Annotated in this window: 14 protein-coding genes; 8 read left to right on the top strand and 6 right to left on the bottom strand. The window is 54.7% G+C overall.

The window, feature by feature from the left end; genetic code table 11:
* Positions 1-367 precede the first annotated feature (367 nt).
* Positions 368-2,452 (top strand): M3 family metallopeptidase, encoded by a 2,085-nt coding sequence (locus PLIM_RS18970; protein ID WP_013111932.1) that lies wholly within the window; start codon positions 368-370, stop codon positions 2,450-2,452.
* Positions 2,453-2,607: 155 nt separating this feature from the next.
* Here the strand turns inward: PLIM_RS18970 and PLIM_RS18975 are convergent, their stop codons facing one another.
* The gene (locus tag PLIM_RS18975; RefSeq protein ID WP_013111933.1) at positions 2,608-3,180 is read right to left on the bottom strand and encodes a YceI family protein; all 573 of its coding nucleotides are present in this window, start codon (positions 3,178-3,180) and stop codon (positions 2,608-2,610) included.
* Between the two features lie 318 nt (positions 3,181-3,498).
* Here PLIM_RS18975 and PLIM_RS18980 point away from each other — a divergent pair, with 318 nt between their 5' ends.
* A complete protein-coding gene (locus PLIM_RS18980; RefSeq protein WP_013111934.1) occupies positions 3,499-3,765 on the top strand; it encodes a hypothetical protein in 267 nt (88 codons plus the stop codon).
* A 47-nt stretch (positions 3,766-3,812) separates the two neighbouring features.
* On the opposite strand, the gene PLIM_RS18985 is transcribed toward PLIM_RS18980, so the two are convergent.
* Together PLIM_RS18985 and PLIM_RS18990 are read right to left on the bottom strand one after the other, a co-directional pair.
* The gene (locus PLIM_RS18985) at positions 3,813-5,201 is read right to left on the bottom strand and encodes a sigma-54-dependent Fis family transcriptional regulator (protein WP_013111935.1); all 1,389 of its coding nucleotides are present in this window, start codon (positions 5,199-5,201) and stop codon (positions 3,813-3,815) included.
* A gap of 50 nt (positions 5,202-5,251) precedes the next feature.
* The gene (locus PLIM_RS18990) at positions 5,252-5,614 is read right to left on the bottom strand and encodes an ArsR family transcriptional regulator (RefSeq protein ID WP_081440357.1); all 363 of its coding nucleotides are present in this window, start codon (positions 5,612-5,614) and stop codon (positions 5,252-5,254) included.
* Between the two features lie 257 nt (positions 5,615-5,871).
* On the opposite strand from PLIM_RS18990, the gene PLIM_RS18995 reads away from it, so the two are divergent.
* The 5 genes from PLIM_RS18995 to PLIM_RS19015 all read left to right on the top strand — a co-directional run bounded on the left by PLIM_RS18995 (position 5,872) and on the right by PLIM_RS19015 (position 9,235).
* On the top strand, positions 5,872-6,879 hold the full coding sequence (locus PLIM_RS18995) for a sodium-dependent bicarbonate transport family permease (protein WP_013111937.1): 1,008 nt from the start codon (positions 5,872-5,874) through the stop codon (positions 6,877-6,879).
* 176 nt (positions 6,880-7,055) lie between these two features.
* Positions 7,056-7,358, top strand: a complete 303-nt coding sequence (locus tag PLIM_RS19000; protein ID WP_013111938.1) for a P-II family nitrogen regulator — start codon at positions 7,056-7,058, stop codon at positions 7,356-7,358.
* The gene (locus PLIM_RS19005; RefSeq protein ID WP_013111939.1) at positions 7,351-8,106 is read left to right on the top strand and encodes a carbonic anhydrase; all 756 of its coding nucleotides are present in this window, start codon (positions 7,351-7,353) and stop codon (positions 8,104-8,106) included. The genes PLIM_RS19000 and PLIM_RS19005 overlap by 8 nt, the downstream gene beginning before the upstream one ends.
* Positions 8,107-8,383: 277 nt before the next feature.
* Positions 8,384-8,788, top strand: a complete 405-nt coding sequence (locus tag PLIM_RS19010) for a hypothetical protein (protein WP_013111940.1) — start codon at positions 8,384-8,386, stop codon at positions 8,786-8,788.
* Between the two features lie 39 nt (positions 8,789-8,827).
* Entirely contained in the window at positions 8,828-9,235 is a 408-nt protein-coding gene (locus tag PLIM_RS19015; protein WP_013111941.1) for a hypothetical protein, read from the top strand.
* A 164-nt stretch (positions 9,236-9,399) separates the two neighbouring features.
* Here the strand turns inward: PLIM_RS19015 and PLIM_RS19025 are convergent, their stop codons facing one another.
* The 3 genes from PLIM_RS19025 to PLIM_RS19035 form a co-directional block, all read right to left on the bottom strand.
* Positions 9,400-10,437, bottom strand: coding sequence for an RluA family pseudouridine synthase (locus PLIM_RS19025; RefSeq protein WP_013111942.1), 1,038 nt, complete (start codon positions 10,435-10,437; stop codon positions 9,400-9,402).
* A 208-nt stretch (positions 10,438-10,645) separates the two neighbouring features.
* Entirely contained in the window at positions 10,646-11,632 is a 987-nt protein-coding gene (locus tag PLIM_RS19030; protein ID WP_013111943.1) for a hypothetical protein, read from the bottom strand.
* Positions 11,633-11,891: 259 nt separating this feature from the next.
* On the bottom strand, positions 11,892-12,956 hold the full coding sequence (locus PLIM_RS19035; RefSeq protein ID WP_013111944.1) for a DUF3500 domain-containing protein: 1,065 nt from the start codon (positions 12,954-12,956) through the stop codon (positions 11,892-11,894).
* 401 nt (positions 12,957-13,357) lie between these two features.
* Between PLIM_RS19035 and PLIM_RS19040 the strand changes: the two genes are divergently transcribed.
* Positions 13,358-14,299: a sugar phosphate isomerase/epimerase family protein gene (locus PLIM_RS19040; protein ID WP_013111945.1), complete on the top strand. Its 942-nt coding sequence runs from the start codon at positions 13,358-13,360 to the stop codon at positions 14,297-14,299.
* Positions 14,300-14,327 lie beyond the last annotated feature (28 nt).

Here is a 14,327-nt window from a genome sequence, read left to right on the forward strand (position 1 = left end):
ATCAGAGATGGCGTACATCCAATGAAGTATTCGGAAGAATAAACCATCAGGTATGAAGGAAAGGTCGCTGAGTTTCGCCGGAATTCAGGTTGGTAAGATGTCTGAGCGAACGATTTCGCCACTCTTCGGCAACTCCTGCCGCCAGGCATTCCCAGAGAGAGGTGAATGACGAAATTTCCAACATTTTGACTACCGAATCGGCATCGGCAAAATCTGCCACTCGATTCCGATCAGGACTTGTCAAGCACCCTGCTGCTGTTGAAGTCACTCCCCGCATGAGACACTTGTCACCCGGCGTGTTAAGCTGAAAAATCGAAGCACATAACAAATAAAAAACCATCCATAGGTTTTGATGGAGATTGGCCCCATGGCGGAACTTCTCGACAACCCTCTCCTGGTAACCAGCGGGTTACCAGATTTTGCCCGGATCGAAGCCTCACATGTCGTCCCGGCTGTGCGTGCGACTGTCGAGACCGCTCTCAAAAAACTCGATGCCATCGAATCCCATCTGCAGCCAACATGGGCTGGCATTATGTCCCCCATCGAAGAGATGGAACGCCCCTTCACCTGGAGTTGGGGCCCCGTGGGTCATCTCCTGGGTGTTCGCAACAGTCCCGAACTGCGAGCTGCCTATGAAGAGGTCAATCCTGAAGTCGTACGCTATAGCCTGCGCGTCAGGCAAAGCGAACCGATCTATAAAGCCCTGGTGACTCTGGCCGAGTCGCCGGAGTGGGAGAGGCTTTCGCCGGCCCAGAAGCGGATCATTAAAGATCGCATCAAGGATGCCGAACTGGCCGGGATTGGTCTGCAAGGCGACGCGCGAAAGCGATTTGGCGAGATTGAAGAAAGGCTGGCTGTCCTTTCCACACAGTTCATGAACAACTGCCTCGATGAAATCAAAGCTTTCTCACTCGATCTTACCACGGAAGAGGAAATCGCCGGGTTCACTCCCACACTCAGGCATCTGACGGCCCAATCGTGGAATCGTGCTCACCCGGAAAGTGAAACCAAAGCGACCGCGGAGCATGGTCCCTGGCGCATCACGCTCGATTTCCCGGTGTATGGCCCTTTCATGGAGCACGCGAAAAGGCGCGACTTACGCGAGAAGCTCTATCGGGCATTCATCACTCTCGCTTCCCAGGGTGAACACAACAATGAACCCATCATGCGGGAACTGCTGAGCTTGCGCAAAGAGAAGGCGCACCTGCTGGGTAAGAACTCGTTTGCGGAAGTCAGCCTGATGCGCAAGATGGCTCCCGGTGTGGATGCCATTCGCCACATGCTGCATGAACTTCGCGATACAAGCTGGGGAGCAGCACAACAGGATCTCGCCGATCTGAAGGCGTTCAAAGTCTCCAGCGGCGATACCGATGACATCAAACCCTGGGATGTTCCCTTTTGGGCCGAACGGCTGCGCGAAAGCCGGTATTCGTTCACCGACGAACAGATTCGCCCCTACTTCCCATTTGAACGTGTGCTTGAAGGATTGTTCGGTCTGATTCATCGGCTCTTTGGTGTCACGATTGAACAGGCGCAAGAACCCGTCTCGGTCTGGTGCAGCGATGTCCGCTTTTATCATGTCCTCGATGAGTCGGGCCAGAAGATGGCCGCCTTCTTTCTGGACCCTTACTCGCGACCCGAAAACAAACGGGCTGGTGCCTGGATGGATACCTGCCTTTTGAGGCAGAAGGTTGGCGATGAACTTCAGCTTCCCGTCGCGTATCTCGTTTGTAATCAAACCCCACCTGTGGGTGAGCGGCCCGCCCTCATGACCTTTCGCGAAGTGGAAACGCTATTCCACGAGTTTGGTCACGGTCTCCAGCACATGCTGACCATCATCGATCATCCCGATGCCTCGGGAATCAACGGCGTCGAATGGGATGCTGTCGAACTCCCCAGTCAGTTTATGGAGAACTGGTGCTATCACAAGCCGGTGCTGATGGGGATGACTCGTCACTACGAGACCGGGGCACCATTGCCAGAAGATCTGTTCAACAAGATCGTCGCAGCTCGCACTTATCGCGCCGGGTCGATGATGCTCAGGCAGCTTCTCTTTGGTCTGACGGATCTCGAGTTGCACCACGATTACGATCCTGCGGGAAGCGAGTCCCCTTTTGATGTACAGCGCCGCATCAGCCAGACGTGCGCGGTCATTCCGCTCATCCCGGAAGATCGCTCGCTGTGCTCATTCCAGCATATTTTTTCGGGCGGCTACGCAGCGGGATACTACAGCTACAAGTGGGCCGAAGTTCTCTCAGCCGATGCCTTCAGTGCTTTTGAAGAGGCGGGTCTTGATGATGACAAGGCCATTGAACAGGTGGGCCGCCGCTTCCGCAATACAGTGCTGTCGATGGGCGGCAGCCGACATCCGATGGAAGTCTTCCGCGATTTCCGTGGTCGCGAACCGAGCCCTGAAGCACTTCTCAGACACATGGGTCTGACAAAAGTGTGATGGTTCGAAAACCCTCGCCCGCGTCTGCGCGGGAGAAAGAGTAATTAAGTTGAGGCCAAACGAGGGCGTTTGGCCCCAACTGTGTGCCCTGCTTGCAGCTCTGGGCAAGCATGTCTTCGCGACCAACAACGCGATGTAGTTTCCTGGGAAGCGTGTTACTTGGCTTTGACAGCCAGGCTCATCTGGACGTTCTCGTCGATCTTGCCAGCACCGTAGGTAATACCCCACTGGCTGCGAGGCAGGTTGAACTTGCTGGTTAATTCCACACCACTTCCGGTCGACTTGATCTGGGCAGGGAAGGTGATGCTGTTGGTCTTGCCATGCAGCGTCAGGTCGCCTGTAACGCTGTAACCTTCGGCTGTTTTAGCAATCGCCGTCGAGACAAACTTGGCTTCGGGGTAGCGCTTGACTTCAAAGAAATCCGGAGCTTTCAGGTGGCCAGTCAGCTTTTCATCATCTGACCAGACCGAATCCATCACGATGGTGACCGAGATCTTCCCTTTGGTCAGGTCTTCGGGAGCGGAGAACGTCCCTGAAACCTGCTTGAAACCACCGGCATGTGAGCCTTCCTTTTTGGTGCCGACGAAGCCAATGGTGGTGTTCTCACCTGTGAGCTTGTAGTCGGCGGCCACAATCTCGGAACCGGGAGACATGACCAGGGCAGTCATGACGAGAGTGGCAGCAATGGTTGCAGCCGACGACTTAATGGCATTGAGAAGCGAAATCATCCGTTCAATCTCCTGAGGAATTGGTCAAACATCCCTGACGTGGATCTGCCGATATTCGACGGGAATCCGGGCCGTCAAGGCAACCTGCACAAAAGTGAGTCATCAGAATGCTATATCAGGCATTCAGATCACACCGTGGATTACCTCAGGCTGGCGCGAACCTTACAACAGGCACAGATTTTTGTTTCCACAGGCCGATCACCAGAAAGTCTAAGGCGTGCAACGAATAGTCCGCCCTTGAGGGAAACCGCACAGAATCGCTCTTCGGTAGACGAATTTACTGACAGCAAACGTGTGTGGCGGTGATCGGAGAACGCGATGTCGATTGGTGAAGGCTGGCGAAATCTGTTTGAGAACTGGCCGGAAACCATTCCCCGTACAGGAATTCTGGTCACCAACTACAACGAAACCGTCCCCTTCAAGGCCTTTATGATTTCGGGTAGCATTCTGCTTGTCGAGCGGGAAACCCCCGACAGCCAGGGGGCTCGCAAAGTCCTGATTGCTTATGACTGCATTTCCGCCGTCAAGCTGACGACGCCACTCGATCTGCCTCGATTTCTCGTCATGGGCTTTCAGGCCCCGTGAACGAATTTGTCTGCCGTTTCCAGTGAAAGTTGGGTCGCACGGGCTGCTTAACTTTCCGATTCTCCCAGTCCCAGTTGCTCCATGCGCCGGTAGAGCCTGGGCCTGGGGATTTCAAGGAGATCGGCTGCTTTCGAGCGATTGCCGCGAGCCGCCTCGAGGGCCTGTTTGATCTGTTCCTTTTCAAAGGCTTCGAGGGCCGCATCGAGAGGCATGATCTGCACAGGTCGGGGTGGTGGCACACTTTGAGCATCACGACCGACCTGCCAGAAGTGAGGCAGATCGTGGACCTGAATGATCGAGCCCTGGGCGCGCTCACGCGATTCGGTGACAAACCGTTTGAGCTCGGCGATGTTGCCGGGCCAATTGTATTCACCGATCAATCGCTGCACTTCCGGCGACCAGCCTGCTAGTTGTCGAGGGGCCTGGCGGTTTTGCTCTTCCAGCAGATGTTGAGCGATCAATAAGGCATCTCGACCTCGTTCACGCAGGGGTGGCAATTCGATTTCGATGGTCGAAATTCCCACCAGAGCCTGTTGATCACAGATCTCTCGCTTGAGCAACTGCCGGGAATTGAGCCGGGATGTGGCCATCCAGCGGATGGGGATTTCGGTACGGTGCATCGATGTATTCCGGAACTGTTCGAGCTGTTGCCAGAAAGACCTTGGAGCCGCATCGATCGATTTGAGGAGGATGGTTCCCGGCCCGAGTGTCGCGGTCCCTGTTGTTGACGGTACTGATTCGAGGGCATGCTGAATCACTTCGTGGAGCATGGCTTCTGTCAGAATCTGACAATCCAGTGGCACGAAGGCATTGCGTTGCACCGAGCTGCGCTGATGAATGCTTCTGGCGAAATGTTCCTTACCGGTACCGTTTTCACCGACAATCAGAATGGGCGCCAGGTTCCGTGCGGCAAGCTCGGCCTGATGAATCGCCTTGCGGAAAAGTGGTGCGTGACCGACCAGTGAGTCATCTGTCGTTTCGTGTCGCCATTTGAGCCGGGCAGCTGCCAACTCGGCATGGAGTGTCTGCGCCAGCCCTGGCTTGATCACCGGTGGTTGAGGAATTCGTCCAACCACTCCCAGTATCACGGGATTGTTTTCTGGTTGGTTGCCGAGATTCCAGAACGTGATGCGTGTGGCCAGAGGAGGCATGCCGACGCGAGGGAGATAGACTGCCGAAACGACTGTTTCGCCCGGGGCGGGAAGATCGGGCGGTGGTGCCAGCGTAGCGAGAAGCGCTGCGGGTGAGCTGGTATCGCCCGTGCTGACATAATCGAGCGATTCTCCAAGGAGTTGTTCTTTCGCAAAGCCAGCGAGATGGAGCAGAGCCTGATTGAGATAGATCAGCCGACGATCGGAACTGACCATGAAGACAGGCTCGTGAGCTTCATTGAGGAGAGTATCTGCCGACAAAGGCTTGAAAGATCGGCGGGCCATGAACTCTTTCTCTCGATGGGACTGGCAAATCAGCAGCTCAAAATTGAGGATCAGGCTTTGTCGTCACCGGGATCCAGACTGAGCAGATCGAGTAACTCTCCAATCGTGTGATGCTTCTCGAGGGGATGCCTCAACTGCAGACTGGCATTGACGGTGTAGCGGTTGCAGCGGCCCTGTTTGGTGATCATGAGGTAGTTGGCCTCGACGAGTTCTGCCACCACGCGCTGCACCATGCGCTCGGTAATTCCGACCGCCACCGCGACATCGCGCAGCCTTTGATCGGGTTGCCGATAGAGCGACAGCAGGACGTGGGTGTGATTGGTCATGAACGTCCAGTTCGCCGAAGCAACCGTTCTGGATTCTTCGCCCACAACTTTGGCTGTTGAAGATTTCGCTCCAGCCAGTTTGGTCATGCTCGTCTTTTCTTGACCTGGATTTCTGGCAGAGCTTGCTGCCCGCACTTTTCGCCCTGATGCCGAGGGAGAGGGCGAAGGGGTGGAAGCAGATTGTTTGGGTGCCATAAGCCGGCCCATCAAAAGGTGGTGGTAAAAAAATCGAGAAAACTTGCACGAGATCTTGCAAGAACTTAATTACGCGACTAAAAATACACGAAACTTACTTCGTGTTTATATCTCTCTTCCTGACTCTTCTCGAAAGGAATGGCAGTTTCATGCTGGAAGTGTTGAGAATCAACCTGTGTTCTCCGATCTCGCTGGCATTCGTGCTGGGTTTGTTCGCCCGGATCATCCGCAGCGAACTGTCGTTGCCCCGCGAATTATACGCCTCGCTTTCGATTTATCTGCTGCTCGCACTGGGATTAAAAGGGGGCGTTGAACTTTCTCATGCGTCGATGGCCGAACTCGCCTGGCCGGCAGTCGTCACACTTTTACTCGGGGTGATCACTCCCTGCACAGCGTACCTCGTTCTTCGTCGGATCGGCAGGTTCAGTATTGCGGATTCGGCAGGGATTGCTGCTCACTACGGTTCGGTCTCTGCCGTCACGTTTATTGCTGCCCAGCAGTTCGTCCAAACGCTTGGTTTTCCCGCAGAAGGCTTCATGCCCACGTTGCTGACATTGCTCGAAAGCCCCGGGATTCATGTCGCTTTAGGGATTGGAGCGGTCCAGACAGCACGCCTGGCCAGCCAGCCTCGGGCCGATGGTTCTCCACCCGTTGAACGCCGACCACTCAAAGAAGTCTTGCACGAAGTGTTGACGGCCCGCTCGATGATTCTGCTGGTGGGAGGGCTCGCTTGCGGCTTCGTGATGGGCGAAAAAGGCTACGAACCTGTCAAACCGTTCTTTGAAGGGATGTTCAAAGGGGCCCTGACGTTATTTTTGCTCGAAATGGGATTGGCGGCTGGTGCCCGGCTGGGCGATCTCAAATCGACAGGATTGTTCCTCCTGGCCTTCGGCATGATCATGCCCATACTGCATGGAAGCCTGGGTGTCTTTCTCGGACATTGGGCGGGCCTGTCGATTGGTGGTGCCACAGTGCTTGGTGCGATGGCGGCTAGTGCCTCGTACATTGCCGCCCCACCGGCTGTCCGTATGACACTTCCTGAGGCGAACCCCACGTTGTATCTCACGGCTGCTCTGGCCATCACGTTCCCCTTTAACATCGTGCTGGGGATCCCGATTTACTTCCAACTGGCGCGGATGCTTGCCGGGGGAAGTTGAAGAGACATCTTTGTTGCACAGGCTGCCAGGAAGATGTGTGCCAGAGTCTGAAGTCTATGGAAAAGAAACATTGTCGAGTCGATCCAGAAAGTTGAGCATCAGTAAGGCACGATCAAAGCCTCTTGATCCAGCCGATGTTCTTCAGTCCTCAGACACGACAAACCAGGAGTTTCATTGTGCATACTGTCCCTCTGACTTTGCTGACAATTATTGGTGAAGGATTGCTCCGCGAGCGTTTGATTACCGAGATCGAACGGGCTGGTGCGAAAGGATACACCATCACGGAGTGCTCGGGCTCGGGTTCACGTCACCGGCGTGTGGGTGAGCTCCTGGGTGAAAACATGAAGCTCGAATGCGTAGTCTCGCCCGAAGTGGCCGACAAGCTGCTCGGCATCCTCTCTGACGAATACTTCCCGCACTTTGCGGTCATTGCGTATCTCAGTCCCGTCTCTGTGATCCGAGGAGATAAATATGTCTGAAAAGTTCTCTCGGCACGCCGCCAATGAAGCGGCTATGACAAGCCCCCGAACATCTTCCCGGCGCATGTGGCTTAAGCAAATGACGGCCACGGCCTGCGGCTGTGGTATGGTAGGATCTGGTCTCATGAATGCGAATACCCTATTGGGAGAAGAGCCAATGCAAGTCCCTATGCCCACGACGCCACAAGAAGCACTCGATCTTCTTTATCACGGCAACGAACGTTTCAGTCGCGGGCAATCGATGGCAGCCCATCGAGATCTGGATCGAGTCAAGGCTGTCGCTCGCAAGCAGAGCCCGTTTGCCGCTTTCCTGGGATGTGCCGACTCTCGAGTTCCTATTGAGATTGTGTTTGATCAGGGATTCGGCGATTTGTTCGTGACTCGAATTGCCGGGAATATTGCTTCGAGTGAGAACATCGGCAGCCTGGAATTCGGAGCACAGATCCTGGGCTCGAAAGTGATCTATGTGCTGGGGCATTCAGCATGTGGTGCTGTAACAGCCACGATGGAGGGTCGGGAAGTTCCCGGGCAGATCAGCGGCTTGTTCCAGTACATTCGGCCAGCCGTCAAAGCTGCCAAAGGAGATGTGGAAGTGGCCGTTCGGGAGAACGTGAAGAATCAGGCGATGCTGATTGCGGAATCGTCCCCGGTCATTTCACGACTCGTGCAGAAGAAAGAACTGATTGTCGCCGGCGGCGTTTACGACCTGCAATCGGGCGTCGTCACACCTGTGGAGATGAGTTTTTGAGAGTGTGGTTTGGAAGTTGAGTGGCCGCGCTGAAGTGGGAAGCTTCGCGATTTTGTTAGCTGGTTGAGAATGTCGAAGATGATGTACACCACGAAGTTCGGGAGATTAGAGAAGAAAAGGGGCATGGGAGAAGCTCGCTCACAACGATGAAGGTGTGAGCTCCGTATGGTGAAGGAGCAAAAGCCCCCCTCTAACATCATTGACTCAGCATGGCAACAAGATCACTGTATGACTTGAGCAGATATCTATGAGAATCAAGTCTTTCTGGTGACAACTCATGAAGCCCTTACGGGTCATCATAGCGGCATACATGGTCGTCATTACTGTCGCTTTCGTATGGACGAAAGCTGCGTCCGTCTGGATATCGATTCAGATTTCGTTCGCCAATGAGCAGACGATGATCTTTTCTTCGATGGTTGATCAGGCCTCAGAAGCCAGCCAGCAGATGCCTCCGAACGTTCCAGCGATCATCAGTTGCCTGGATTACACCCGCAGTTACTACCCTCCAGGAACCAAACAAACTGTTGGGTCACCGTCGAGTCAGGTTGTTGAACGAACACGATCCTTGGCTGAGCGGCAGATGATTGGCATGCTGCGACAGGCGACGAATAAAGATTTCGGTGATGATGCGGAGGACTGGATTATCGAATACACGCAAACTCAGCCCTCTGTATCGAACTGATGGTCACAGAAATCCCGTAGTGGCAAACAGGAGTGTTTAATGCACTTATTGGCAAGACACTTTGACGGGAGGACGACTCATCTTCTCGGCTGGGTTCTAGTGGCTGCAAACGGCACAGCGATTATAGAGGCTTCTTGGCGCGATCAAGGAGTCGACAGAGAACAGTCGTTTGAAATTGATTTTCCTGATGCGAGAATTCGAGAATGCCAAGAAGTACTGGCTCTATTAAAGCCTGTCTACAATGGGTGTGTTGACGGCTTTCCGATCTATGAATTATCGGTGTCCGACAACGATCGTGTATTGACAACCAGAGTCTATGAGGGAATCCAATGGCCCAATGCGATCAAGCCAGAAATCGATTCCTTTAGGCGGATCTGGGAACCCATTGATAAAGAAGTTGAAAAACACCTCGCGATTCCCGGTCGATCTACAAAACGCAAAAAATAATGGTGGAGTTCTTTTATTGCTACAAGAGTTTCTTAAAGGTAGCACTAAACGTGACTATTCCTGGCACGGCGAAACTGTACTTGGGGTCGATAGAGCAGAAGATGGTGCAATCCGTCGGAACTCCTTGCACCCTACAGGGCTCACAAGAGCTCTGTAAACACACCTTAGCGAAGCTTCGACGAGGGTGATTTTTTGGGCTTGATCGCGTGGGTTTTGAGTGTGTCGAGAGTCTTCTGGAAGTCGGCCGGTAAGGGGGCTTCGAAGACCATACGCTTTTTGGTCACCGGATGATTGAAGGCCAGGCGGCGGGCATGCAGGGCTTGTCGGTCGATCAAGGTTTCATCGGCTTCTTCAGGAGTTTCCGGAAGTATGTCCGACAGCTTGACGCAGGTTTTCCCTTCATACAGACGGTCGGCAATAATCGGATGACCCAGGTGGTGCATGTGGACGCGCAACTGATGCGTGCGCCCCGTCTGCGGCTGAAGTTTCACATACGTAAAGCCGCGAAATCGCTGCTGGACTTCGTAAAAAGTAGCGGCCTGCCTCGCGTTATCGCCCGGTGGGCAGACCATCATCCGCTCTCGATTGCGGAAGCTGACCCGCACATACGTTTCGACATAATCGGCGTCGAACTGCATCTCACCCCAGACAATGGCGTGATACTCTTTCTCGACAGAACGCTCTTCAAACTGGCGGCTGAGATGCTGGTGCACCGTGTTGTCTTTGGCGACGACAAGCACACCACTCGTATCGCGGTCGAGTCGATGGACAATCCCCGCACGGTACTGGCCGGCCACATCGCTCAAGCTGTCAAAGTGAAACTGCAAAGCACCCGCTAACGTGCCGCGATAGTTTCCGCGGCCGGGATGGACAATCATGTTGGCAGTTTTGTTGATCACACACAGATATTCGTCGTCGTAAAGAATATCGAGCGGAATATCTTCGGGCTGAACGCGCTGATCGGGTTCAGCAGGGAGCGAGAACTCAATCACGTCGTTGACGCGCAGGCGGCGTGAAATCTTAACGGGCAAGCCATTGACGAGGACTTTGCCCTCCTCGATGGTGCGCTGAAATGCCACCCGGCTAAAGTTGGGATACAGGCGGCTGAGATAATGGTCAATTCGCCAGCCGTGAGCACGAGCTTCGACGGTGAGCACCAGAGCGGGATTGTCATCGAGACCGAAAATCGAAGGCTCGTTCATGGCAATCTCGTGGGTGGCCAGTGGGCCGAAAAAGAACGATCAGAAAAGAACGATCAAACAAATAGAACAGGCCCGTCAGCCGGGCCTGAGATCACACACCAGAATACCACATGCTGAGACCAGGGTGTAGCACCTGAAGATCAGCAGCCCAGGTCTTGAACCAGAGACCATCAATCAACCAGCCTGGCGATATGCAGCAACTGGAAAATTATGGCTGTGGCGGAATCGCGGGGCTGTCTGCTGGCTTGGTGGAAGCCTCGGGAGTGGCGGGCTTTTCAGCCGCTGGAGTTTCGGGCTTGGCTGGTGCCGCTTCGGGCTTCGATGGTGCGGGAGGAAGTGCAGGATCTGGAGTACCGGCATCCTTGGGAGTCGCGGGCTCTTTGGGAGTATCGGTTGTGGCAGGTGCAGCGGCGGGCGGAATATCGCCTTCGGTCGATTTAACGGGTGAATCCGTCGACTTGACAGGCGATGAATTGCCACCCGCTGGCGAAGCAGGAGGAGTCATGCCAGGCAGGTCGAGCCCGGGAAGACCGAGTGCACCACCTAAGCCATCACGAGGACGGGCCGGTGATTCGGGCTTGGGGTTCTGCTGGCTGTACCATTCGTAGAAGCTCTTGGTTTCGGGAGTCGCCAGGGCCTTGATCCGTTCATCGGCAATCGGCTTAAAGATCGATTGAGGGAATTCGCTCACCAGTTCTTCGTACTTGGAAATGGCAGGCTTGGTGTCGGCATTGGAAGTGGCTTCGAGCACGCGGGCCAGACCAAAAAGAGCGCGCTCACGCAGGATATTGGCCGATTTGTTTTCTGCCAGCACCTTCTCGAACCCCACCTGAGACTCCTTGAACTCGCTGTTCGCGGCAGCGCGATTGCGGTTCACCTGCAGCATCCCTTCGTCAAAGCGAAGTTCAGCGGCGCGCAAGCGGGCCCATTCACCGGGCGGTGTGCCGGCATAACGCTCGGCCAATGCTTCCATATCGGCAGGAAGTGTCGTCCCTTCCACGTCAGACCAGGCGGCTGCGAGCCGGGCGGTTTGATTGGTCGAATAGACAATGTAGCCAATCGACCCGATCACGATGGCAACCAGAACAGCCACGAGTGTCAGGCCAAAGCGTTCGAAAAAGCCACTCGACTTGAGAAGGAGCTTTCCGAGTTCACGTTCCTGCAGTTGAGATTCAATCGATGGTTCAGAATTCATGGAGCTTAATTCATCGCTGAAGAGAATGCTGTCTCAATACGACAGCGCACTCGTGGCGCACATGCCCACAAGATCGGTAAAAGCATAAAACTCTGATAGGGCAAGCGTCAAGCCAAGCGAGCGGGCCATTTCGCCGCAACTCCAAGTGAAATCGGGAGTTGCCAGCAGAAACAGCCTGAATCACTTTCGCCGATCGCCACTTTCTCAGGTCTTCATCATCCCTGCGAGCAAAAGACTTTAGTTCCAGTGCCATCGACTGTTACGTCAACGACTTACCAAAATCTCCCCGCACATCCCGCCACATCGAATGAATGTGGTTAGCACCATCCTGGGTGTTGTTGTATTCGATGATGAACGTCGGCCCCTGAACGCGATAATGGTGCGGCTGATACTGCTTGATCCCACCCCACCAGGCAAAGTGAACCTGATCCCAGCCCGAACGCTCAATCTCGGCGAGTCGTCGCTGAGCCACTTCTTCCGGCATGTTCGCCAGATACTCGCCCACGAGAGCTCGCACTTTTTCGACGGATTCCGTCCCCAGTTCGGGGAGAAGCACTCCGATCGGAGCTTCGACCACAGGTTGAGGGGCTCCCGGCCCGGCAACATCTTTGGGAGCTTCCTGCGAAATCGTGGCTTTCGCACGCCCGGATTCACTGGCCAGAGTGATCGCCTGACGGGCAAAGTCTTCTTCGTTGCCCAGCACCCTCAAAACGCGCCCCGGAACAGATTCCATGGTAGCCGGGTTACAGCCATAGAACTCGGGTGTGGTGGCCACAATCCGGTCGCCATCGAGTGTGTAGTTGAGCGAGAGATGATGACCTTCGATGCGATAACCCCATGCTCCCATGCCGGGGGTACCGAAGATGCTGAAGTGGTATTGTTCTGGATCGCGACGTTCGCGGCGTTTTTCGCGATCACCAGCCTCGTACAAAAAGAGAACTTCTTCGAGACTCATGATCTTGATGGCCTGATCGTAGCCCGTCTCGGTGAGGCCGCTTTTCAGCAACGCAAAGGCGGCCTTGCGGGCAGGCCCTGTTAACGCGCGCAACTTGATCCCTTTGCGAGGCTTGGGGATAAAGTGCCAGTTAAGACGCTCCGGGTCATCGTAAGCGAACTGTACGAGAGCCCGTTGTTCGTCCGTGAGGGATTGCAAGAACTTGCTGGCGGCAGTCACCATCCGCGGGCCCGCCACTGAGGGTTGTGCAGCGGCAGTTTCGTTTGCCAGATTGGCATTGCTCGCCAAAGCCGTGCTCGAAGAAGCCAATCGCAGCGCACCATAACCGGCTGCTAATGTTCCCAGAAACAATCGTCGGTTGAATTCCATGGTGCGATTCCTTGGTGTTAACGAAAAGGCTTGATAGTTATCGGGAGAGATTCGTCGGCGTGAAGTTTCGTGGAGTGTGTGAGTGTTCCAGGCTGGGGCCAATTCTCAATCATCGATGTCAGGCAATAGACTCTGCCAGTCACAGATCCAGCGAATAACAGACTCATCTGGTGACAGTGTTATTGGGAACCGTGTTATTGGTGACAAAATCGGCAGGGAGTACATGCGACCAGTTTTCAGAGGTGAAAATCGGTCGGTGAAGCTTTATCGTTTAAATCAATGATTTTCGATGCGTCATGACGTTACTCCATCGAGCAGGTCATGACAACCACTTCCTGGCCAACTCCCTCAGGGCCGACAAATAATGCCCGACGGAATTCCTGATTGCAGACGATTTAACCATGCTCAAACGACGTGAATTCATTGCGACCACAACGCTGGGTGCCGGACTATCCGCTGCAACCGCACTCTCCTGCCAGCCTGCCCAGGCGGCGATCGAGCAGGGGCGACCGTTTCGCTATTGTCTCAATACGAGCACGATACGTGGCCAGAAGCTGCCCATCGTCGAAGAGATCAAGCTCGTTGGCGATGCGGGATACGATGGGATCGAGCCCTGGATTAACGAAATCGATGCTTACCAGCAGCAGGGTGGCTCACTCCCTGATCTTTCGAAGCGCATTGCAGATGCAGGCCTGACGGTCGAGAGTGCCATTGGGTTTGCCGCCTTTTTAGTCGACGACCCGGCTCAGCGGCAGAAGGGGCTGGATGAAGCCCGCCGGTGCATGAGGCTGGTGAAGGCGTTGGGGGGATCGAGAATTGCCGCCCCTCCTGTGGGTGTGACCGATCGAACCGATATGAATCTGGATGTGCTGGCCGAGCGGTTTGCCGCACTTGTGCAAGTAGGGCGCGAAGAAGGCGTGTGGCCACAACTCGAACTTTGGGGCTTCTCGAAAACGTTGCATAAGCTGGGCGAAGTCGCTTATCTGCTGGCCCAGTGCGGCGATGTCAATGCCCTGGCTCTCTTGGATGCCTATCACATTTACAAAGGTGGCTCCGAATTCGGTGGCCTGGGAGCCTTTGCAGGGAACCGCATGCAGTGCTTCCACATCAATGATTATCCGGCCGAACCACCACGCTCGGAAATCAAAGACGAACATCGTGTTTATCCCGGCGATGGCATCTGCCCGCTGACTGAAGTTCTCACGATTCTCAAAAACAGCGGGTTTCGGGGTGCGATATCGCTCGAACTTTTTAATCGCAGCTATTGGCAGTTGCCAGCCGATCAGGTGGTGAAGACCGGTCTGGAAAAGATGAAGGCCGTTGTGGCCAAAGCCGGTTTGTAGCCACAATTTCCCTTCAGCCGGCGGCTGC

The sequence above is a fragment of the Planctopirus limnophila DSM 3776 genome, assembly GCF_000092105.1.
Classification (GTDB): domain Bacteria; phylum Planctomycetota; class Planctomycetia; order Planctomycetales; family Planctomycetaceae; genus Planctopirus; species Planctopirus limnophila.